Origin of the sequence: Sphingopyxis selenitireducens, assembly GCF_051550705.1 — a bacterium.
GTDB lineage: Bacteria > Pseudomonadota > Alphaproteobacteria > Sphingomonadales > Sphingomonadaceae > Sphingopyxis.
The window spans coordinates 1026876-1045365 of the sequence record NZ_JBPULG010000001.1 but is presented as its reverse complement, the minus strand read 5'-3'; the positions used below and the strand labels follow the sequence as shown (position 1 = coordinate 1045365).

23 protein-coding genes and 1 riboswitch are annotated in these 18490 nt (G+C 63.9%); of the genes, 11 read left to right on the top strand and 12 right to left on the bottom strand.

Going from position 1 to position 18490, the window contains the following annotated elements; translation table 11 throughout:
* Positions 1-58 precede the first annotated feature (58 nt).
* The 7 genes from ung to ACSYDV_RS04815 all read left to right on the top strand — a co-directional run bounded on the left by ung (position 59) and on the right by ACSYDV_RS04815 (position 3844).
* Positions 59-775 (top strand): uracil-DNA glycosylase, encoded by a 717-nt coding sequence (gene ung, locus ACSYDV_RS04845; protein WP_438322604.1) that lies wholly within the window; start codon positions 59-61, stop codon positions 773-775.
* Complete coding sequence (locus ACSYDV_RS04840; RefSeq protein WP_438322603.1) at positions 772-1530, top strand: sulfite exporter TauE/SafE family protein; 759 nt, start codon at positions 772-774, stop codon at positions 1528-1530. Before ung ends, ACSYDV_RS04840 begins: the two co-directional genes overlap by 4 nt.
* A gap of 93 nt (positions 1531-1623) precedes the next feature.
* Positions 1624-1755 (top strand): hypothetical protein, encoded by a 132-nt coding sequence (locus ACSYDV_RS04835; protein WP_438322602.1) that lies wholly within the window; start codon positions 1624-1626, stop codon positions 1753-1755.
* A gap of 28 nt (positions 1756-1783) precedes the next feature.
* Complete coding sequence (locus tag ACSYDV_RS04830; RefSeq protein ID WP_438322601.1) at positions 1784-2239, top strand: YaiI/YqxD family protein; 456 nt, start codon at positions 1784-1786, stop codon at positions 2237-2239.
* A gap of 120 nt (positions 2240-2359) precedes the next feature.
* On the top strand, positions 2360-2701 hold the full coding sequence (locus tag ACSYDV_RS04825; protein WP_438322843.1) for an Mpo1-like protein: 342 nt from the start codon (positions 2360-2362) through the stop codon (positions 2699-2701).
* A gap of 87 nt (positions 2702-2788) precedes the next feature.
* Complete coding sequence (locus ACSYDV_RS04820) at positions 2789-3349, top strand: hypothetical protein (RefSeq protein ID WP_438322600.1); 561 nt, start codon at positions 2789-2791, stop codon at positions 3347-3349.
* A 66-nt stretch (positions 3350-3415) separates the two neighbouring features.
* Positions 3416-3844 carry an OsmC family protein gene (locus ACSYDV_RS04815; RefSeq protein WP_438322599.1) on the top strand — a complete coding sequence of 143 codons (429 nt, stop codon included), beginning with the start codon at positions 3416-3418 and terminating at the stop codon, positions 3842-3844.
* On the opposite strand, the gene ACSYDV_RS04810 is transcribed toward ACSYDV_RS04815, so the two are convergent.
* Positions 3841-4449: a 2'-5' RNA ligase family protein gene (locus tag ACSYDV_RS04810; RefSeq protein ID WP_438322598.1), complete on the bottom strand. Its 609-nt coding sequence runs from the start codon at positions 4447-4449 to the stop codon at positions 3841-3843. The genes ACSYDV_RS04815 and ACSYDV_RS04810 overlap by 4 nt on opposite strands.
* 155 nt (positions 4450-4604) lie before the next feature.
* Between ACSYDV_RS04810 and ACSYDV_RS04805 the strand changes: the two genes are divergently transcribed.
* On the top strand, positions 4605-5465 hold the full coding sequence (locus ACSYDV_RS04805; protein ID WP_438322597.1) for an arylamine N-acetyltransferase family protein: 861 nt from the start codon (positions 4605-4607) through the stop codon (positions 5463-5465).
* Here the strand turns inward: ACSYDV_RS04805 and ACSYDV_RS04800 are convergent.
* From ACSYDV_RS04800 to thiC, 8 genes are all read right to left on the bottom strand, one after another.
* A complete protein-coding gene (locus ACSYDV_RS04800) occupies positions 5462-5926 on the bottom strand; it encodes a nuclear transport factor 2 family protein (protein WP_438322596.1) in 465 nt (154 codons plus the stop codon). The genes ACSYDV_RS04805 and ACSYDV_RS04800 overlap by 4 nt on opposite strands.
* A 183-nt stretch (positions 5927-6109) precedes the next feature.
* Entirely contained in the window at positions 6110-6934 is an 825-nt protein-coding gene (locus ACSYDV_RS04795) for a hypothetical protein (RefSeq protein WP_438322595.1), read from the bottom strand.
* A gap of 181 nt (positions 6935-7115) precedes the next feature.
* A complete protein-coding gene (locus ACSYDV_RS04790) occupies positions 7116-7424 on the bottom strand; it encodes a hypothetical protein (protein ID WP_438322594.1) in 309 nt (102 codons plus the stop codon).
* A 160-nt stretch (positions 7425-7584) separates the two neighbouring features.
* Positions 7585-8058, bottom strand: coding sequence for a glycine zipper 2TM domain-containing protein (locus ACSYDV_RS04785; RefSeq protein ID WP_438322593.1), 474 nt, complete (start codon positions 8056-8058; stop codon positions 7585-7587).
* Between the two features lie 114 nt (positions 8059-8172).
* On the bottom strand, positions 8173-8667 hold the full coding sequence (locus ACSYDV_RS04780; protein ID WP_438322592.1) for a 2'-5' RNA ligase family protein: 495 nt from the start codon (positions 8665-8667) through the stop codon (positions 8173-8175).
* 109 nt (positions 8668-8776) lie between these two features.
* Positions 8777-10609, bottom strand: coding sequence for a P-loop NTPase fold protein (locus ACSYDV_RS04775; protein WP_438322591.1), 1833 nt, complete (start codon positions 10607-10609; stop codon positions 8777-8779).
* A gap of 18 nt (positions 10610-10627) precedes the next feature.
* Positions 10628-11017 carry a ferredoxin gene (locus tag ACSYDV_RS04770; protein WP_438322590.1) on the bottom strand — a complete coding sequence of 130 codons (390 nt, stop codon included), beginning with the start codon at positions 11015-11017 and terminating at the stop codon, positions 10628-10630.
* Positions 11017-12909, bottom strand: coding sequence for a phosphomethylpyrimidine synthase ThiC (gene thiC / locus ACSYDV_RS04765; RefSeq protein ID WP_438322589.1), 1893 nt, complete (start codon positions 12907-12909; stop codon positions 11017-11019). The genes ACSYDV_RS04770 and thiC overlap by 1 nt, the downstream gene beginning before the upstream one ends.
* Before the next feature lie 57 nt (positions 12910-12966).
* Positions 12967-13078, bottom strand: a riboswitch (TPP riboswitch).
* A gap of 191 nt (positions 13079-13269) precedes the next feature.
* On the opposite strand from thiC, the gene ACSYDV_RS04760 reads away from it, so the two are divergent.
* The gene (locus ACSYDV_RS04760; protein WP_438322588.1) at positions 13270-15573 is read left to right on the top strand and encodes a TonB-dependent receptor; all 2304 of its coding nucleotides are present in this window, start codon (positions 13270-13272) and stop codon (positions 15571-15573) included.
* A 222-nt stretch (positions 15574-15795) separates the two neighbouring features.
* Here the strand turns inward: ACSYDV_RS04760 and ACSYDV_RS04755 are convergent, their stop codons facing one another.
* The 3 genes from ACSYDV_RS04755 to ACSYDV_RS04745 are packed head-to-tail and all read right to left on the bottom strand — an operon-like array spanning position 15796 to position 17519.
* Entirely contained in the window at positions 15796-16251 is a 456-nt protein-coding gene (locus ACSYDV_RS04755) for a DMT family transporter (RefSeq protein WP_438322587.1), read from the bottom strand.
* On the bottom strand, positions 16248-16469 hold the full coding sequence (locus tag ACSYDV_RS04750) for a tautomerase family protein (RefSeq protein ID WP_438322586.1): 222 nt from the start codon (positions 16467-16469) through the stop codon (positions 16248-16250). The genes ACSYDV_RS04755 and ACSYDV_RS04750 overlap by 4 nt, the downstream gene beginning before the upstream one ends.
* Before the next feature lie 48 nt (positions 16470-16517).
* Positions 16518-17519, bottom strand: a complete 1002-nt coding sequence (locus tag ACSYDV_RS04745) for a MipA/OmpV family protein (RefSeq protein ID WP_438322585.1) — start codon at positions 17517-17519, stop codon at positions 16518-16520.
* Positions 17520-17672: 153 nt separating this feature from the next.
* Here ACSYDV_RS04745 and ACSYDV_RS04740 point away from each other — a divergent pair, with 153 nt between their 5' ends.
* Both ACSYDV_RS04740 and ACSYDV_RS04735 read left to right on the top strand, forming a co-directional pair.
* On the top strand, positions 17673-17921 hold the full coding sequence (locus tag ACSYDV_RS04740) for a hypothetical protein (protein WP_438322584.1): 249 nt from the start codon (positions 17673-17675) through the stop codon (positions 17919-17921).
* Positions 17908-18486: a hypothetical protein gene (locus ACSYDV_RS04735; protein ID WP_438322583.1), complete on the top strand. Its 579-nt coding sequence runs from the start codon at positions 17908-17910 to the stop codon at positions 18484-18486. Before ACSYDV_RS04740 ends, ACSYDV_RS04735 begins: the two co-directional genes overlap by 14 nt.
* The last annotated feature ends 4 nt before the right edge of the window (positions 18487-18490 follow it).

Sequence of the window (18490 nt, the reverse complement as noted above, 5' to 3'; positions counted from 1 at the left end):
GCGACCACGGGGACAAGAGCACTGGACAAGCGCAGGATGCTCTGGTCGAAGGGCGCGCATGCCCGACGTCAAACTCCATCCCGATTGGCTCGCTCGTATCGGCGGCGAGTTCGAGCAGCCTTATATGGCGGCGTTGAAGCAGTTTCTTGGCGACGAGCGTGCGAAGGGCAAGGCGATTTATCCGCGCCCACGTGACTGGTTCGCCGCGCTCGATGCGACATCGCCGCAGGATGTGCGCGTCGTCATATTGGGGCAGGACCCCTATCATGGCCCGGGGCAGGCGCACGGCCTGTGCTTTTCGGTCCAGCCCGGGGTTCGCGTGCCGCCGAGCCTCGTCAACATATATAAGGAAATGCAGAGCGACCTTGGCATAGCGCGCGCTTCGCACGGTTATCTGGCGCATTGGGCCGGACAGGGCGTGCTGTTGCTCAACAATGTGCTGACCGTCGAGGCGGGGCAGGCGGCATCGCATCAGGGCAAGGGGTGGGAGAAGTTCACCGATGCCGTAGTCGCTTCGGTCGCGGGCGATCCGGCACCCAAAGTGTTCATCCTGTGGGGGAGTCACGCCCAGAAGAAGGCAGCGAATGTTGCGGCATTGGGAGCGGGCAGCCCGCACCTGATCCTGCGCGCGCCGCACCCCTCGCCCCTGTCGGCGCATAATGGCTTTTTTGGATCGCGGCCGTTCAGTCAGGCCAATGATTTCCTTGAGGCCCATGGCCGGGGCGCGATTGACTGGCACCTGCCCGACGCACCCGATCTGCTTTCGGCCGAATGAGCCTGCTCGCCGACCCGGTGACGCTTGCGGTCGTCGCGCTTGCGGTCGTCCTGCTCGGACTGGCGAAGGGCGGACTGTCGGGGGTTGGCGCGCTCGCGACCCCGATGGCCGCGCTCGTGCTGCCGCCGACGATCGCCGCCGCGTTGCTGCTGCCCATTTTGATCGTGCAGGATGTCGTCAGCGTCTGGTCGTTTCGCAAGACCTGGGACGGCTGGATTATTGCGTGGATGCTCCCCGGCGCAGCGATCGGCATCGCCGCCGGCTATTATTACGCCGAGCGGGTCGATGAAGCGAAGCTGATGGCGGCGCTTGGCGCAATCACCTTGGTGTTCGGGGGCTATCGCCTTTGGGTCGAGCGCGGCGGGCGCATCGTAGCGGCGTCGAAATCACCCGGCTGGGTCGGGACTTTTTTCGGCGCGTTCACCGGTTTCACCAGCCAGATCGCGCATGCCGGTGGCCCGCCGTTCCAGATGTGGGTGACCCCGCGCCGGCTGCCGCATCTGGTGTTCGTCGGCACGAGTTCGATCCTGTTCGCGCTGATCAACTGGATGAAAGTGCCCGCTTATCTAGCGCTCGGCGCTTTCCCGCACGAAGTGCTGGTCGCGGCGGCGCTGTTGATGCCGCTCGCGATCGGATCGACTTTGCTGACGGTGCGCTGGCTCAAGCGGATCGACGGCGCGCGTTTCTATTCCTTCATCTATTGGCTGATGGTCCTGCTGGGCGCCAAGCTGCTTTGGGACGGGCTCGCGGGATGATGATCATTACCGGAAGGGGGCGACGCAGCGCCTGCTTGCGCCTAGGGTCAATGTTGGCGGACACAGGCGTCCGCTGCCCTCAAGGTAGTGATCATGGCAAAAGGCCAGAAGAAATCGACCCGCGAAGTCCGCAAACCCAAGGCGGAAAAGACCAAAAAGCCCAACGCCAGCAACTCGTCGACCAAGGCGGATGTCGTCGTTGGCCTCGACAATATGAAGAAATAGCCGGGGCACCCCCCTGGCCGGTATTGCGATGACCGCCCTCACCATATTGGTCGATGCCGACGCTTGTCCGGTGAAGGACGAGATTTATCGTGTTGCGTGGCGGCACGAGGTCGCGGTGAAAGTGGTCAGCAACAGCCGGCTGCGCGTCCCCGACCACCCGCTGATCGAACGTGTCGTCGTATCCGATGGCTTTGACGCTGCCGACGACTGGATCGCCGAGGCGGCGGGCCCGCGGAGCATCGTGATCACCGCCGACATATTGCTTGCCGACCGCGCGCTGAAGGCGGGGGCGACCGTGCTCGGACCCAATGGCAAGCCCTTTACCATGGCGTCGATCGGCCCGGCGATCGCGACCCGCGCGATCATGGCGGACCTGCGCGCCGGGGGCGATCAGATCGGCGGCCCGCCGCCGTTCTCGAAGGCTGATCGCTCGCAATTTTTGCAGGCATTGGATGGCGCGCTGGTCCGGCTCAAGCGCGGATAGCGATACGGAACAGGCCCCGGCCGCCGGCGGGGCTGGCGAAATGCCTTTCGTGGAGCGGGGGCTGCGGTTGGCAGCGGCGGGTGGCTTGACCCCGCACCCCGATCGCGACATTCTTTGCCCATGTCCCGGCTCTACACCAGCTTCGCTGAATTCTGGCCCTTTTACCTGCGCGAGCACAGCAAGGTGCGCACGCGGGTGCTTCACTATGTCGGGACGAGCCTTGTCGTGCTGATCGCGATTGCGGCGGTGCTGAACGGGCGCTGGGCGTGGCTGCTCGCGCTGCCGGTCGCGGGCTATTTCTTTGCATGGGTCGCGCATTTCGGGGTCGAGAAGAATCGTCCGGCTACCTTTACCTATCCGTTGTGGAGCCTTGCCGCCGATTTCAAAATGTGGGCGATGTGGCTGACCGGGCGTTTGGGCCCCGAACTCGACAAGGCCGGGGTGGCGCGCCCGGCACGCTGATGCACGCGCCGCTCCTCTATCCTTGCCGCGGCGGCGCTTTGCGCGCATCGTGGCGCCCGGGTCGCACCATGGCAGAAGGATGAACTTATGCGGACAGGTGTGAATTATATCGTGACGGTGGCGTTCGGCGCCCTGATGCTCGCCGGATGTGGCGGCGGGGCGAAGGATGGCGCCACAGCCGACGGCGACGCCAAGGCGGTGGCGGCGAACGACTGGGATGCCAGCGATGCCTGCGCATTGCTCGACAAGGCGGCGGTCGGCGCGGCGCTGGGCGACACGGTGACCGAAACGAACCTCGCTTTCGTCAACAAAGCCGAAGGTTCGAATGCCGCGACGTCCGAATGCAGCTATCGCCTCGCCAAGGGCGGGACCGCAACCTTGATGACGCGGCGGTCGCCCATCGGCGACAATAGCGACGCCGCGATCAAGCAGACGCGCGAAGGCGCCGCGAAAACGATGGCGGCCTTTTCCGACAAGAAGATCGAAGATGTGGCGGGGCTGGGCAAGGCGGCGTTTTTCATCCCCGGCATCAATCAGCTCAACGTCTTTCTCGACGGCGAAAAGTTCGTGATCCTGACGATCGGCAGCGCGCCGGCGGAAAGCGCGAAGGACACGGCCGTGGCGCTGGTCGGCAAGATCAAGCGCTAGCGTGCCCGCCATGCTATGCTGGCCGCGCGAATCTCCCCGAACCGATTTCAGCCCAGGAGCATGTTCATGACCGTCAATCGCGCATCCGCCCGTTACGAAGGCTTTGGCAAGGAAGGCAAAGGGTCGATCACGACCAAATCGGGGGTGCTCGACGCCCAGCCCTATGGTTTCGGCACGCGTTTCGAGGGTAAGCCCGGGACGAACCCCGAGGAATTGATCGCCGCGGCGCATGCGGCGTGCTTCACCATGGCGCTGTCGTTCGGGCTGGCGCGCGCCGGCTATTCCGACGGTTCGCTCGACACCAGCGCCGCGGTGACGCTCGATCAGCAGGACGGCGGCTTTACCGTCACCAAATCGGCGTTGACGCTGACCGGCACGGTTCCCGGCATCGACGCCGACGAATTCGCGCGGATCGCCGAGGAGGCCGAAAAGAACTGCCCGATTTCCAAGCTGCTGAACTGCGAGATCACGCTGGAGCATAATCTGGCGAGCTAGGCGGCGCGGAGGAGCGGCGGCATCGGCGGTGCGGGCGGCTCTTCGGCCATGAAGGCGAAGGCCGACTGCGCGGGTGGCAAAAGCGGCCAGCGATGCAGGGTGATATGCTCGCGGCCCTTGCCGCCGGGCCGCGGCCGGCTTTCGATCAGCAGCAATTCCGCTGGCGTCCAGTGGCGGACGACGTCGAAGGCGTCGAAGGGCGACCGGTCATAACCGAGCGTAACATGCGGGCGGAGGCCCGACATACGGTGCATCGGGTCGATGCCAACGGCGCAAAGCATCGCCGCGACCGCTTCAAAGAAGTCCCTGATTTCATTCGCCCGGCCGCGCGTCACGAGTTCGGCGCCCAACGCGCGGCTGTGGACGCGGCCCAGGCGGATCGGCGCGGCGGGCGGCAGCCCGGTTCCCAGCGCGGCGATGATACGGTTCTTGAGAAACAGGTCGCGCTGAAAGGTTTCGCCGACGACGCAGAGTGTCAGATGAAGCATGTCGAGATCGACGGCGTTGCCCGTCTGGCCGGCGCGCCTCTGCCATTCGGCGAACAGCGGGTGCAGCGCCTGCGGAAGCTGGAAACCGAGAAAGGTTCGAACGATCTGACTGGACATGACACTCCTCCGAATCGGGATATGTTCTTATTATGTTCTCATTCGCGGCAAGAGTCGAATCGTGATGCGGCGCGATGGTCCGAAGGCGCTTGATCTCAACTGTGGTTGAGCTTGCATAAGATGCGTCAGATGATTCGCCGAACGGAGATATGCCGATGACCCAGCCCGCCCCCGCTCCTGTCCACGACCCCGTCGACCTGCCGCGCTATCTGGCGCGCATCGGCTATGACGGGCCGATTGCGCCGACGCTGGAGGTGCTGCGCGAACTGCAGGCGGCGCACATCGCCGCGATCCCGTTCGAGGCGCTCGACGTGCTGACCGGCAAGGGGGTCGAAGTCGATGCCGCGTCGGTCGATGCCAAGCTGATCGACCGGGAGCGCGGTGGATATTGCTATGAGCAGAATGGCCTGTTCCTTCGGGTGCTGCGCACGATCGGTTTCGATGCCGAGGCGCGGTTGGGGCGGGTACGCTGGATGCTGGCGGACGATGCGCCGACGACCGCGCGCAGCCATATGGTGAGCCGCGTCATGCTGAACGGGCGGCCGTGGCTGGCCGATGTCGGCTTCGGCGCGGCGGCACCCACCGCGCCGCTGGCGATGGACGATCCCGACCCGCAGCCGACGGTGCATGAGGCGTATCGCATCCGCCAGTCGCATGCCGGAGAGACGGGCGAATGGCTGGTCGAGGCGCTGCTGGGCGACAGCTGGAAGGCGATGTATGTTTTCGACGATGTGCCGCAGCAGCCGATCGATATCGCGGTCGCCAACTGGTACACATCGACCCACCCCAGCTCGCATTTCCGCCACCAGCTGATCGTCGCGCGGGCCGACAACGCGGCGCGCTATGTGCTGCGCGACAACCGGCTGACGGTGCGCTTTACCGACGGACGCGTCGAGCAAAGCTATTTGACCGCCGACGAAATCGAGGCGGCGCTGGGCGACCTGTTCCTGTTGCCGGTGCGCCCGCACTGGCGCCCGGCGATCGCGCGGGCGGCGGTGATGGAGATCGCGGCTTAGGGGCTGGGCGCGGCCTCCTTCTCGGGCGCCATGCGGGTGACGTGGATATAGCTGGCCTGCCATCCGTCGCCGGTGCGGCGGAAGATGTCGGTGAAGCGGATGCGGACGCGAAAGGGCTGGCCTGCCGAGCGCCCCGACAGAAGCGCCTCCGCGCTCGCGAGCCCGGCGCCGGCACCGAGCGGCATGACGATGCGGTCACGCAGGATGACGGGGTCATAGCTGTCGCCGGCGCCGGTCCAGCCCGCAATGAAATCCGCCTTGCCGAGCCGCCGGCCGCTGCCGTCGATGAAGACGAGGTCGCCCGCGACCATGCGATCGAGCGCCGCGCCGTCTTTGGCGATCTGTGCCGCGTCGAACGCGTCGGCGAAGGCGGTGAGCGCGGCGATATCGTCCGCCGGCTGATGGACGGCGGTGGCGGCCGGGGCGGTCGCGGCGGCGATGGCGAGGAATGTGGCGAGCATGGAGCCTCCCGGATGAGGATCGGCGATGGATGCGGCGGGCCTTCGGCCGTTGGCCGCGATGGACGATAGGCCCGATGCTGTGTTGGCACAACAATCCACTGGTCCGCGATCCCGCTCGTTCCGCCGCGCAATATTATTCCAAAGTATCGGAAGTATAGCCCGCGTCCCCCCTGTGTTTGCCCCCTACATTCCGTCCCCGGGCGGCGGGGCCGCGACCTCGCGCGCCTGCGCGGCTTCGATTTCCTCGACCATCCGTTCGAATTCGGCGCTGTCGACCGTCAGCGGGTCGACGCCGCGCGCCTTCAGCTCCTTGATCGCGGCGATGCGCACCATGAAGACGGCGTCGGTTTCCTCCGGCGTGGGGCGCGGGGTGGGGGGAGCGCGCAGTTCGCGCTCGGCCGCCTCTTCGTCGGTCAGCCAGTCGGTCGGGTCGGCCTCTCGCGCGCGATCGACCGCGAAACCCGCTTCGCCGTCCCACGCATCCTCGGCGACATGGTTGGTCCAGCGGTCGAGCCCGATCGCCTGCGCGTCGGGCCGCCGCCGGGGCTCGCGCCGGTCGCGCCACGCGCCATAGGTGTCGGGATCGCGATAGCGCAGCAGGAACATGGCGAGCCGCTCGTCATAATAGCGCCGCTCGCCGACCTGTTCGCCCTGAAAAAACACCGGGCGGGTGACGCCGTTCAGCGCGCGCGAAAAAACGGCGTCGGACAGGCGCCGGATCGCATAGTCAAGCGCGGCGTCCCACGCGGCGCGGAAGCTGTAGGCATCGACGCGCCGCCGCAACCGATAGGCCGCGGCCTGGGTGATGCCGACGCGCTCGCACGCCTCGGCGACGCAGCCGCATTCGGCAAGCGCCTCGATAAAGGCGACCTGCCGTTCGGGCGTCCACCCGTCGTGCCGCGCGCGCGGCGAAGCGGGGGTGAAGGCGGGGATCTGGCCGATCTTGCGGCTGTCGTCCGGCGCCGCGCGCCGTGCCCGGGTGATGCGAATGGGATCTGGTTTGCTCATCCACCAGTATGGAACATGGCGAAATCTATTAGGAAAGCCCTTTTGCGCGGGGGGCGTGCGAAATAGGATTTGGGGCGGCGGGATGCGGCGGCGGGGTCAGGGAAGAATGGGGTTCACGCAAAGGCGCAAAGACGCGAAGGGCATTGCGGCGGTCGGCACGGCTGGTTGAAAAAGGGGTCGGTCATTCGACATCGTCGGACGGGTCGAGCCGCACGACCCACTGCGGCTGGCCCTCTGGCGACAGCGAAATATCGTGGCTGGGGACCATGTCGGCCCCGGTCTCGATCCACCCGCGCCCGTCGCATTTGGGGCAGGGGACGCGGATCGAGCGGTGGCTGATCAGGTCGATCTGGCTGTTCCATTGCCCATACCCCGCGCAGACGGGGCAGCGCAGGTCGAGATCGCCGGTCCGGTGGCGCGGCGAAATGCCGTCGAGCGCATGGCGGTCCTGCGGGCCGCTGCAATGGACGATGTTCGACGGGTGCGACATGGGCGGAGGGTAGGCCGGGGGGTGGGGGTTGGCAATGCCGGGGCCTGCCTTGTCCTGAACCCGAAAGGCGGGCCCCGGGTCAAGCCCGGGATGACGAAGGAATGGACGTCAGTTCCTCATTCTGACCGGCAATCGGTCAGCCCGCACCTCCGCACAGCCGTTAGCGGCAGCGCACGTCGTTGTTGCCGCTGCGTTCGATCGCGCGTCCGGCGACCGCGCCGCCCACCGCACCGAGGATGGTGCCGAGCGTTTCCGACTTGCCGGGGGCGATAACATTGCCCGCGATGCCGCCGACGACTCCGCCGACGATCAGTCCGGTCGATCCGTCGTTGCGGCGGCAATAATATTTATTGTCGCGGCCGCGATAGACGCGGTCGTTCGATGACAGGCGGCGTTCCTTGTAGCGTTTGTCGGCGCGGTAATATTGGTCGGCATAATAGCCGTCCTGACGCGGGTCGGGGCGGTCGTAATCATAACGGCCGTTCCGGTCGTAATAGCCGCGGTCGTAATAGCCATAGCCGCCATCGTCATAGCGCCCGGTGCCCGCGCCGACGCCGCCATAGGCGCCGTTCGAGGCGCAGCCGGCGGCGAGGGCGGTCGCGGCGGCCAGGGGCAGGGTCATCAGCTTGTTCATCGACATCACTCCATTCAGGGTCGCGTGCCCGCCAGGGGGGAGGCGCAGGCATGCTGTGTTTTTACCCCTCGCATGAGATAAAGTCTTGAGAGTGGGGGGAGTTCCCCGCCGGGGTCAGGTGGCAAGCAGCCGCCAGCGGCCATGTTCGACATGGGTGGTCTTGCCGACGATGCTTTCGGTCAGGATGATTTCGCCCACCGTCCAGCCGATCGGCGGCAATTTCAGCGCGCCGAATGTCTGCGAACCCAGCCGGTCGCCGCGATAGTTGATCGTGATGTGCGGTTCGGGGGTGGTGCCGTCCATGATCGGCGCCTTCGCTGCGAGCAGATGGTTCACCAGCGCCTTCTGGAACGCCCGCGCCTCGGCGAGCGGCTCGCGCGTGCGCAAAGTCACCGCCTTGCGGTTCTCGATCCGGTCGAAGCGGAGCGGAAAGGGCGCCGCGACGAAACTGTCCAGCGCGGCGATGGTCGCGGGCAGCCACTCGGGCGGCACATGGTGCAGGTCGTAGAGCGAGATGAGCGTGACATGGAGGAGGTCGACCCCGCGCGACGGATCGTTGCGCGGCAGCGCGGCGATCTGCGCCTGAACCTCCGGCGGCGGCTTGGCCATGATGTAGAGGGGGTTCCGGGCGCGCATGAGCGGGAGTATAGCATGATGTGGCTGCGAGGCCGATTGGCGTATGCTTCGTGCGGCGCGGAAGTTGTCACCGCAACTTCATTCATTCCGCGTCAGCCTTGCGAAGTTCCTCAAGTTCCTTTCCCAATGTCCAAATCAAATTCTTACTTAAGCGGTCGCGAGCAAAAGCTCCCATTCTACTGGCTTTGTCGAGAATTGCTCTTTCAAGTTTCTCAGCCCAAGGACGTTCCTGAGCTAATTCGCGGTTAGCCGCCAATCGCGCCATATCGTAGCGAGAACTCAATCCTAACAACACTTCTCGGTACGATTTAGGATCGAGCCCGATCAGGGATTCCGCAAAGAGAATGGGGTCAGAAGCCGCCAATACGGGGCGATTTGCGAATTCTCCGCCGCCCTCGCGACCGTATGTAATTTGATTAACGAACTCGCTAGGATCCGCCTTCATTAGATCTATTAGCGAGGTCGCGTTTACGGAATAGGCAGAAACCTCTGCCTCCGAGCGCATTTTCGCTAGATATGCCCAAAGCTCTCGAAACTCCGGGGTGTCATTTTGCGCAAAACCCAATCCTCCAAAGCTTCCGTGGCGAATATCATCGAGATAAGCCTCTCGAGGCCTCTCGAGGCGACCTTGACTCATGAGGTCATCGACATACGCTTTGCAGTCTCCGACTATTTCTGTCCGGCTGCGACCCGAGACGCCAATATCAGCCAAAAATAGCATCTGTCCAAAGAGGTGGAGTATTTCACCCGAAATGTCGTATTTTCTCGCGGAAAACTCGGATTGCATGACGATCGCCGCGGCTTCAACTTGGGTGTCGGCTAGCTCTGTAGACCGCCAAACGGTCCGCCAAGACGGTTCATTATCAGTGGCAAACCAAGAGCTCGCATTAAGAGCGGCCTCGATCTCTAACGCATCGATGACACCTTTCACCAGCACGTTCACTGCAACCTCGTCGGGCAGCATCGAATCGTAAATGTGAAGACCCGGATATTTCGTCGAAGCGACAGTTAGTGGGGATGGCTTTTCTTTATCCAATCCAAGGCGAAGCCAACTTCCAGTTCGTCTAGATAGTTCATCAGAACTGAGGGCTCCGGCCTTGTACTCAAAGCTAAGAACAAAGAATAACTTCAATAGATGTCCCATTGCTTCTTGGCTATTCCGATATTCCGGACCAATAATCTTATATAGCCGCTCAAAATCCCACATCGTTTGCTGCAATATGCGGAGGTTCTTAAAATTAGAATATTCATGAATTGCTCTGATGTCAGGCGAAAAACGTTCAAACAATGTCCTTGAGCCATGGTCAGAAATCTTGGATAGAAAGCTCGTGAAGGCAGCATCGAAATCGAGGTCGAGCTCCAATGTTTTTCCGATTAATTTCTCTTTCCCTGCTACGTAATCATCTAGCTCTCTTATTTCGTCCTCGTTAGCGAGGATAATTACCTTGCATCCGTCTCTTTCGACGAGTTGGTTGATATAGCCGAGAGCATCGGTCACTGACATTCGGCAGCGTTCTAAGTCATCGAAGATAAATACATCTGCACTCATCCTACTGACGAGATCGCCCGATTGAATTTTAGGAAGTTCAATCTTTGCGTGCTTTAATATCGCTTTCCCAACTGCTGAAGCGATTCTCACTCCGTCATTATTGGTCCAAGGATAAAGTGCTGCGACCATGGCATCGTCAATCTCCTGCGGCGATTTGAGTCCATACAAGCTCATCAAGACGTACCGCTTGCCGCTTTCGGCCAGAAGTTCGCTGACGATTTTCTTTACTTGGAATGTCTTGCCGATTCCCCATCGACCCGAGAGCATGACGGCATAGTGTGGCGCATGCGCTAGCCCTAGGAAGTGTGCAAGATAATCGCGAATATGATGGTTCGGATCGTTAGGCGCCCCGGCGGTTTCATCCATTGGTCATCCTACTTTAAATTACTGTAACAGGCGCCTCGGCAGCGGCCCGCTTTCGGGGTCGATCTGATCACCCAAACCCTCTTCGCGCAAGCGTTCGATCCAGTCGGGCTTGCAGGCGTGGACGCGGATGCAGTCGACTTCGCCGAACTGCATCGCTTCGATCATCCGTTCGAACTCTTCGTCACTTTCGGGCTGGCGCTGGACGTAGCAATGCGGGAGGTCGTCGTCCCCCAGCCATGCGAGCAGGTCGGGGGCGACATCTTCCCACACGCCGCAGCTGATGCAGCAGCCGTCCTCGACATAGAAGGGACCGGGGACGTTCGCCGGGTGCGGGGGGCGGCGGCTGGCGGTCGGCATTACGCCGCTACCGAGCAGCGCCTCCCATCGATCCCGCACCCAGCGAAACATCAGTCGTGTTCGCGGTCACCGGCGCCCATATACAGTTCGCGGCCCGTGTCTTCATAGACCTGGCTCATTTCCGCCATGCCCTTCTCGGCTTCCTCGGCCGCGATGAAGCCCGCGCTGTCCTGATTTTGCAGCTTCGCAAAATCACGCACTTCCTGGCTGATCTTCATCGAGCAGAATTTGGGGCCGCACATGCTGCAGAAATGCGCCGACTTGGCGCCTTCGGCGGGGAGCGTCTGGTCGTGGTATTGTTCGGCGGTGTCGGGGTCGAGCGACAGGTTGAACTGGTCGCGCCAGCGGAATTCGAAGCGGGCTTTGCTCAGCGCATCGTCGCGGACCTGTGCGGCGGGGTGGCCCTTGGCGAGGTCGGCGGCGTGGGCGGCTAGTTTATAGGTGACGACGCCGACCTTCACATCGTCGCGGTCGGGGAGGCCGAGATGCTCCTTTGGCGTGACGTAGCAAAGCATCGCGGTGCCGTACCAGCCGATCTGCGCGGCGCCGATGCCGCTGGTGATATGGTCGTAGCCGGGCGCGATGTCGGTGGTGAGCGGCCCGAGCGTATAGAAGGGCGCCTCGCCGCAGGCTTCGAGCTGCTTGTCCATATTCTCCTTGATCTTGTGCATCGGGACGTGGCCCGGGCCCTCGATCATCACCTGCACATCCTGCGCCCAGGCGCGCTTGGTGAGCTCGCCGAGCGTATAGAGTTCGGCGAACTGCGCCTCGTCGTTCGCGTCGTAGATGCTGCCGGGGCGGAGGCCGTCGCCGAGGCTGTAGGCGACGTCATAGGCCTTCATGATCTCGGTAATCTCGTCGAAGCGTTCGTAGAGGAAGCTTTCCTTGTGATGCGCGAGGCACCATTTCGCCATGATGCTGCCGCCGCGCGACACGATGCCGGTCATGCGCTTCGCCGCGAGGGGGACGTAAGGCAGGCGGACCCCGGCGTGGATGGTGAAATAGTCGACGCCCTGTTCGGCCTGTTCGATCAGCGTGTCGGCGAAGATTTCCCACGTCAGGTCCTCGGCGATGCCGCCGACTTTCTCCAGCGCCTGATAGATGGGGACGGTGCCGATCGGGACGGGCGAGTTGCGGATGATCCATTCGCGCGTGTCGTGGATGTTGCGGCCGGTCGACAGGTCCATGACGGTGTCGGCGCCCCAGCGGATCGACCAGACCATCTTGTCGACCTCGCTCGCGACGTCGGACGCGACCGCGCTGTTGCCGATATTGGCGTTGATCTTGACGAGGAAGTTGCGGCCGATCGCCATCGGCTCGCTTTCGGGGTGGTTGATGTTGCTGGGGATGATCGCGCGGCCGCGCGCCACCTCGTCGCGAACGAATTCGGGGGTGACATAGTCGGGGATGCTGGCGCCGAAGCTTTCGCCGTCGCGCTTGTACTCGGCGAGGCGCGCGCGGCCGAGATTTTCGCGCTCGGCGACATATTCCATCTCGGGCGTGATGATGCCGCGGCGGGCATAGTGCATCTGGCTGACGTTCTGGCCGGGCTTGGCGCGGAGGACCTGCTTGCGGACGTTGGGGAAGGCGGGGACGCCGCCCGAGCGGTCGGGGCCGAGCTGGCCGTTATCCTCGGGGCGAACCTCGCGCTGCGTCACTTCCTCGACGTCGCCGCGTCCGAAGATCCAGTCGCGGCGGAGTTCGGCGAGGCCGGCGTTGATGTCGATCGTCGCATTGACGTCGGTGTAGGGGCCGCTGGTGTCGTAGACACGGACGGGGGGCTCGCCGCTGTGCGGGTCGAGGTCGATCTCGCGCATCGCGACGCGGATGCCGCTGCCGGTCTGGGTCGCGACATGGATTTTGCGGCTGCCACGAATAGGCCCGGTGGTGACGCCGATGGGGGTCGCGGTGCCCTTTGCGAGGCGGGTATCGATGTCGGCCATGTGCAGTCGCTCCATTGTTATCGGAGCGAAAGACGGTTCTCATCTCCCCTTTTGCCTGGGGTGAAAGCCGACCCTCCCTCCGCCCGAGTTACCGGGATCAGGTTCAACGGGTCGCGGTTTATTCCGCTCTCAACCTGCGATCACGCGGCAGGCTCCCCGGGGATGGCCGCAGTTTAGCGCCCGTGGCCGTAAAGTCATTCGCTAATGTCGGTGCCGCTGCAACAAAAGTGTCCGCAATTGTCATCGTCCTGCAGCACAAGCGACACGGAACCGCCGCCGCCATGGCGCAAAGGAGCGGGCGGCGCCCGCGGGCGCCCCAAAGCAGAATAATCTCTCCTCCAAAAAACAAAGGGTCTCCCCATGCGCCGTTCCACCTGCGTTCTTGCCGCGTCGCTTTTGCTCGCCGCCGTGTCCACTCCCGCGCTGGCGCAAGCCGACGCGGCGCCCGTCGCCGACGGCGCGCCGGGCGAGGAGATCGTCGTCACCGCGCAGAAGATCGAACAGCGCGCGATCGACGTGCCGATCACCATTTCGGCGACCAGCGGGGCGCAGCTGCGCAATCTGGGGATCGGCGATCTCGACGAACTGTCCAACTATGTCCCCGGGCTCAATATCCAGGAACAGAGCGCCAACAATCCGGGCATCGTCATCCGCGGCATCACGTCGGACAGCGGATCGGCGCAGCAGGCCGCGCGCGTCACGCTCTATTACAACGGGACCGATATTTCGCGTTCGCGCGGGTCGTATCAGGCGATCTATGACGTCGACCGGATCGAGGTGATCAAGGGACCGCAAGCGACGCTGTTCGGCACCGCGTCGGCGGTCGGCGCGATCAGCATCATATCGGCGCGGCCGAAGCCCGGCTTTTCGGGCGAGGTCAACGCGAGCTATGGCAATTATGACGCCATGACGCTGGGCGGCTTCGTCAACCTGGGGTCGGACAAGATTGCCGGCCGTGTGGCGTTCGAATGGAAAAAGCGCGACGGCTATGTCCGCAACCTCGCCGCCGGGCAGGAGGATCTGTATGCGCAGGATCAGCTGGGCGTGCGCGGGTCGCTGCGCCTGACCCCGACCGACCGCTTCACCGCCGACCTGATCCTGACCTATGATCGCCAGCGCCACAGCGGCACGCCGTTCGTTTCGGGCACCTATCCCACCGCGTCGGGTCCGGCGAACCCGTTCGGCGATGCTGCCCTTGGCGGCTCGCCGGTGTCGGAGGCGGCGCTGGGCGCGGCGAAACTGGGGCTGACCCGCGACGTCTATGACGCCAATCTGACGCTGGGATGGGAGGTCGCCGACGACTGGACGATCACGATGGTCAACAGCTATCGCGATTTCGATTCGCTGGAGATTTTCGACGCCGACGGCAGCGCGGCCTGGTATCTGGAATTTGGCGAGGACGCGAAGGGGTGGCAGTATAACCACGAGACGCGCTTTTCCTATAATAGCGACGCATTTCGCGGCTCGTTCGGCTGGAATGCGTTCATCGAGGATGGCTCGCAGGTCGTTCCCTTTTCGAGCGAGGAAGGCACGTTCCTGCAATGCGCGGCGCAGCTGATCCCGGGCCTGCCGTGCATCGCCCCCGACGGCAGCGTCGCGGCCTCTGCGGCAACCGGAATCCTGACGGGCGGCGCGGCGACGGTCATTCCCTATAGCTCGACCTTTGGCAATATCGGCAAGAACCAGAGCTATTCGGTGTTCGCCGACGGTACGTGGATCGCCAGCGACGCGCTGGAAATCACCGCCGGCGTGCGCGCGCTGATCGAGAAGCGCCGCTCGGGCTTTTTCGCCGTGGTGCCGCGCTCGCAGATCACCGGCGGTGCGTCGCTGATCCCCGGACAGGTCGACACCGGCGGCCAGACCTATTTCAGCGAGGATAGTTTTCAGGCGTTCCTGCCGCGCTTCAACATCCTCTACCGGTTCGGCGGTGGCTTCAACGCGTTTGCGACGGTGTCGAAGGGCCGCCGGTCGCCGACCGTCAATCTGGGCGCGCTCAGCACGCCCACGGGTCCGGTGCCGAACATCGGCAATATCGCGTCGGAAAATGTCTGGAATTACGAGGTCGGGCTCAAGGCCGCGCGCGGCGGCTTTTCGGGGTCGCTTGGCGTCTATTACCAGAAATACGACAATTTCCAGGTGTCGGTGACACAGTCGAACGGCCAGACAATAACCCAGAGCGCCGGTACGGCGAGCAATTTCGGGGTCGAGGCCGAGGCGAGCTTTGCGGTGACCGACTGGTTCCGGCTGTTCGGCAATGTCGGCTATATCGACGGCGGCATCGACGACAAGGCGGCGAACGGCGTGTTCGCGGGCGACCGTTTCCGGCTCCAGCCCGAATGGCAGGCGGCAGCGGGCTTTACGATCAACGCGGATATCGGCGGCGGAATGCGCTTCTTTGCGACGCCGACGATCACCCATCGCAGCAAGATCTTTTTCGAAGTGCCCAATCAGGAGCTGATCAGTCAGGACGCGGTGACGCTGGTCAACGCGCGTGCGGGGGTCAGCTTTGCCGACGGCGGTTTCGAGATCGCGGGATTCGTCCGCAATGCGACCGACAAAAATTATCTGCTCGATGCGGGCAATACGGGCGGGAGCTTCGGCATTCCGACCTTCATCCCGGCTGAGCCGCGCATGTACGGGGTGCAGGTGACCGGGCGCTTCTAGGGGGCGCCGCCGCACCCGGCGCAATGTTGCTTCGGGTCGCGTGACGATCGCCGTGTCGGTTCAGGCCGGCGCGGCGATCGTCCGGCCGTTTCTCACGCGTCATCCCGGGCTTGACCCGGGATCCCGCCTTCCTCCCGCTCGACTTTAGCAAAGGCAAGGCAGGCCCCGGGTCAAGCCCGGGGTGACGGGAAGTGGTCGGCTGCTATCGGTCGAAAGCGTCCTTCAGCCTGTGCGGCGGGCGAGCCAGACGCCGGCGACCATCAGCCCGATCCCGGCGATGCGTTTGACGTCGATGGCCGAGCGCATCGCGCCGAACAGGCCGAAATGGTCGATCGTCGCGGCGCTGATCAGCTGGCCGACGAGGACGAAGAAGATCGCATTGCCGACCCCGAATTTCGGGGCGATGAAGGTCACCGCGATGACATAGAAGGCGACGAACAGCCCGCCGAAGTAAAATTGGAACGGAATGTCCGACGAAAAGCGGATCTGGCCGATCGACCCGGTCAGCAGCGCCCCTGTGGTGGCGATGAGGAAGGCGAGTCCGAAGAGGATCATCGACGCCGCCATCGGGCTGCCGAGCCGGGTGCCGAGTCCGCCGTTGAGTGCGGCGAGGATCGGAATGCCGACCCCGGTGAGGAGCATGATCACCGCGAAGGCGGGGGCCTGGCTGGTCGTCATCGGCCTGCTCCTTCGCCCGCCTGCGCCGCGCGATAGTCGAGCACGGGCAGTCCGCCGATCCCCCAATTGTCGGTATCGACCTCGTCTATCACGACGACGGTGGTCGCGGGATTCTTGCCCAATATGTCCTGAAGCAGACGGGTGGCGCCCGCGATCAGCGCCGCCTTTTGTTCGGCGCTCGCGCCCTCTCGGGTGATCTGGATATTGACGTAAGGCATGAAACTCCCCCCTTTTTCCTCGCCGGTCCGCACCCCGCCGCGGATCGGTCAAAATTGATAGGCGATGCCGGCGCCGGCGAGCCACTGGTCGGCATCGCCCGCCTCTGCGACGATCGGCGAGGCGGCGTAGCGGCCCGCCACCCGGCCATATTGCGCGCCGCCGAGCAGCACAAAGCCTTTGCGCAGGTCGCCCGACAATCCATAAGCACCGGCGATGCCGAACGTATATTTTCCCGCGGTCGGCTTGCGTCCGGCCTCCGCATAGACGGGCAGGCCGCTTGCTGCGCTGCCGAGCGGGTCGATGTCGTAATAATAGCGGCCGAAACCCTTGCCATAGACATTTACCGAGGCCGAAACGCCAATGAAGGCGCGTTTCGACAGGGGCGTGCCATAGTCGATCGACGGCGAGGCCATCCAGCTGCCGTGCCGGCCCGAAATATCCCGGGTGCCGACGAGGCGAAAACCGATCTGGTCATAATCGCTGGTGAAGACGCCGGTTTGGGTCACCCCTGCGAAAAGGCCCAGCTCGACCGCCATTTTCTTTTCGCCGAGCGCCGCGACCTGCGGGTCCTTGACCTTGCCGGTGCGATCGCCGCGCAGGCTGATGATCGGGCCGAATTTGAAATCGGTCTTTTGTCCCCGGCGCTGGCGGATCAGGTCGATCTGGAAATTGGTGCCGCGCGTCGAAAAGGAAAAACCGCTGATGCGGCCGCGCAGATAAAAGGCGGGCAGGACGCGGCGTTCGTCCGAACCGCTATAGTCGGGCGAGGTGATCGCCCCGGCAGCGAGCGCGATATAGTCGCGTGCCCATTTGCGGTCGCCCTCGTCATCGACCCGCGCAGCGGGCAACAGGATATTTTCGTCGATGTCGTTCGTGTCCTGAACGAAGCGGGCGGGTTCGCCTTCGCCCGTCGCCGTGCGCGGTGCGGCGCCTTCTTCTTCTTCGGCGCGTGCCGGGACGGCGGCGAAGAGGCCGAGCGCCGCGAGCGGCAGCAGGAAGCGCCAGTGAGGAAGGGAAGGGGGAGTGAAGCGGGCTGAGGTTGTCGTCATAGGTTTCGACATTCCTGTGATCCGACCCCCTTGTTCACAGGTGTAAGAGATTGATGGCGCAATGCAAAGGCTTCGTCTTGCGGGCCGGGGCATTTGGCGCCATCAGGCCTTCATGCATCCTGTTCCCGTTCCTTTCTTCGCGGACCCAGCGGCATGAGCCGCGCGCCGCGTTTTGCCGGCTATGCGATGATGGCGCTCGCGGCGCTGCTCGCGCTCGCGTCGCGTCGCGGGTTGATCGACGCCCTCGGCCCCTTCCCCGTCGCGGCGGTCGCGCTTTTGATCGGAATGATCGGGGTTATGATCGTGTTCACAGACCTGATGGTGCGCGGGCTTTATGCGCAGGTCGGGGCGGCGAAAGATGCGCCGCCCGCCGAGGAGAAACGAGTCGATGACGAAGAATAATACCCGCCTGGGCCGGACGCTGGCGGCGATATTGTGCGTGCTGGCGCCGGTGAGCGCCGCCGCCGCCGCCGGGAATGCGGTGAGCGAAAGCGATCAATTTTTTCTGAACGAGGCCGAAACCACGTGCAGCAGCGGCGATTTTTCGGCCTTTCTCTGGCCTTTTGCCAACAGCCGGCTGGTGCGCGAGCGCTATAGCGCGCCGGCGATCAGGACGGGCGTTGCAGGCAGCGCGGTGGCGGTGCCGGTGGCGCGCTATCTGGATGCCGATGATTTTCCGGTCGTGATGATCGATTTCACCTATGTCACCGGGGCGTCGGCGCGGCAGTTCGATGCGCCGGGCGGCGGCGATCCGCGCCAGCTTGTCCCTGTGCAGGTCGACTTCAACATTTCGTCGGGCGGAATCGAGCGCGTCGACTGGGCTCCGGGGCGTTTCGAACCCGGCGAGGGCGACGGGCCGGGGACGTTGATCGAACGAACCGGACCGGGCGGCTATTTGATCTTCGAGCGCACCGCCGATTGCTGGCGGCTGACGGCGGATATCAGGAACCCCGCCAGTGCGCGTTGAGCGA

Bases quoted from the DNA above. Each gene is read 5' to 3' on its own strand.
- ACSYDV_RS04800 (WP_438322596.1), bottom strand. From the start codon at position 5,926: ATGCTCGCCACATTCCTCGCCATCGCCGCCGCGACCGCCCCGGCCGCC.
- ACSYDV_RS04840 (WP_438322603.1), top strand. From the start codon at position 772: ATGAGCCTGCTCGCCGACCCGGTGACGCTTGCGGTCGTCGCGCTTGCG.
- ACSYDV_RS04835 (WP_438322602.1), top strand. From the start codon at position 1,624: ATGGCAAAAGGCCAGAAGAAATCGACCCGCGAAGTCCGCAAACCCAAG.
- ACSYDV_RS04830 (WP_438322601.1), top strand. From the start codon at position 1,784: ATGACCGCCCTCACCATATTGGTCGATGCCGACGCTTGTCCGGTGAAG.
- ACSYDV_RS04815 (WP_438322599.1), top strand. From the start codon at position 3,416: ATGACCGTCAATCGCGCATCCGCCCGTTACGAAGGCTTTGGCAAGGAA.
- ACSYDV_RS04790 (WP_438322594.1), bottom strand. From the start codon at position 7,424: ATGTCGCACCCGTCGAACATCGTCCATTGCAGCGGCCCGCAGGACCGC.
- ACSYDV_RS04750 (WP_438322586.1), bottom strand. From the start codon at position 16,469: ATGCCTTACGTCAATATCCAGATCACCCGAGAGGGCGCGAGCGCCGAA.
- ACSYDV_RS04795 (WP_438322595.1), bottom strand. From the start codon at position 6,934: ATGAGCAAACCAGATCCCATTCGCATCACCCGGGCACGGCGCGCGGCG.
- ACSYDV_RS04805 (WP_438322597.1), top strand. From the start codon at position 4,605: ATGACCCAGCCCGCCCCCGCTCCTGTCCACGACCCCGTCGACCTGCCG.
- ACSYDV_RS04735 (WP_438322583.1), top strand. From the start codon at position 17,908: ATGACGAAGAATAATACCCGCCTGGGCCGGACGCTGGCGGCGATATTG.
- ACSYDV_RS04775 (WP_438322591.1), bottom strand. From the start codon at position 10,609: ATGGATGAAACCGCCGGGGCGCCTAACGATCCGAACCATCATATTCGC.
- ACSYDV_RS04785 (WP_438322593.1), bottom strand. From the start codon at position 8,058: ATGAACAAGCTGATGACCCTGCCCCTGGCCGCCGCGACCGCCCTCGCC.
- ACSYDV_RS04760 (WP_438322588.1), top strand. From the start codon at position 13,270: ATGCGCCGTTCCACCTGCGTTCTTGCCGCGTCGCTTTTGCTCGCCGCC.
- ACSYDV_RS04825 (WP_438322843.1), top strand. From the start codon at position 2,360: ATGTCCCGGCTCTACACCAGCTTCGCTGAATTCTGGCCCTTTTACCTG.
- ACSYDV_RS04820 (WP_438322600.1), top strand. From the start codon at position 2,789: ATGCGGACAGGTGTGAATTATATCGTGACGGTGGCGTTCGGCGCCCTG.
- ACSYDV_RS04745 (WP_438322585.1), bottom strand. From the start codon at position 17,519: ATGACGACAACCTCAGCCCGCTTCACTCCCCCTTCCCTTCCTCACTGG.
- ung (WP_438322604.1), top strand. From the start codon at position 59: ATGCCCGACGTCAAACTCCATCCCGATTGGCTCGCTCGTATCGGCGGC.
- ACSYDV_RS04770 (WP_438322590.1), bottom strand. From the start codon at position 11,017: ATGTTTCGCTGGGTGCGGGATCGATGGGAGGCGCTGCTCGGTAGCGGC.
- ACSYDV_RS04755 (WP_438322587.1), bottom strand. From the start codon at position 16,251: ATGACGACCAGCCAGGCCCCCGCCTTCGCGGTGATCATGCTCCTCACC.
- ACSYDV_RS04740 (WP_438322584.1), top strand. From the start codon at position 17,673: ATGAGCCGCGCGCCGCGTTTTGCCGGCTATGCGATGATGGCGCTCGCG.
- ACSYDV_RS04780 (WP_438322592.1), bottom strand. From the start codon at position 8,667: ATGGCCAAGCCGCCGCCGGAGGTTCAGGCGCAGATCGCCGCGCTGCCG.
- thiC (WP_438322589.1), bottom strand. From the start codon at position 12,909: ATGGCCGACATCGATACCCGCCTCGCAAAGGGCACCGCGACCCCCATC.
- ACSYDV_RS04810 (WP_438322598.1), bottom strand. From the start codon at position 4,449: ATGTCCAGTCAGATCGTTCGAACCTTTCTCGGTTTCCAGCTTCCGCAG.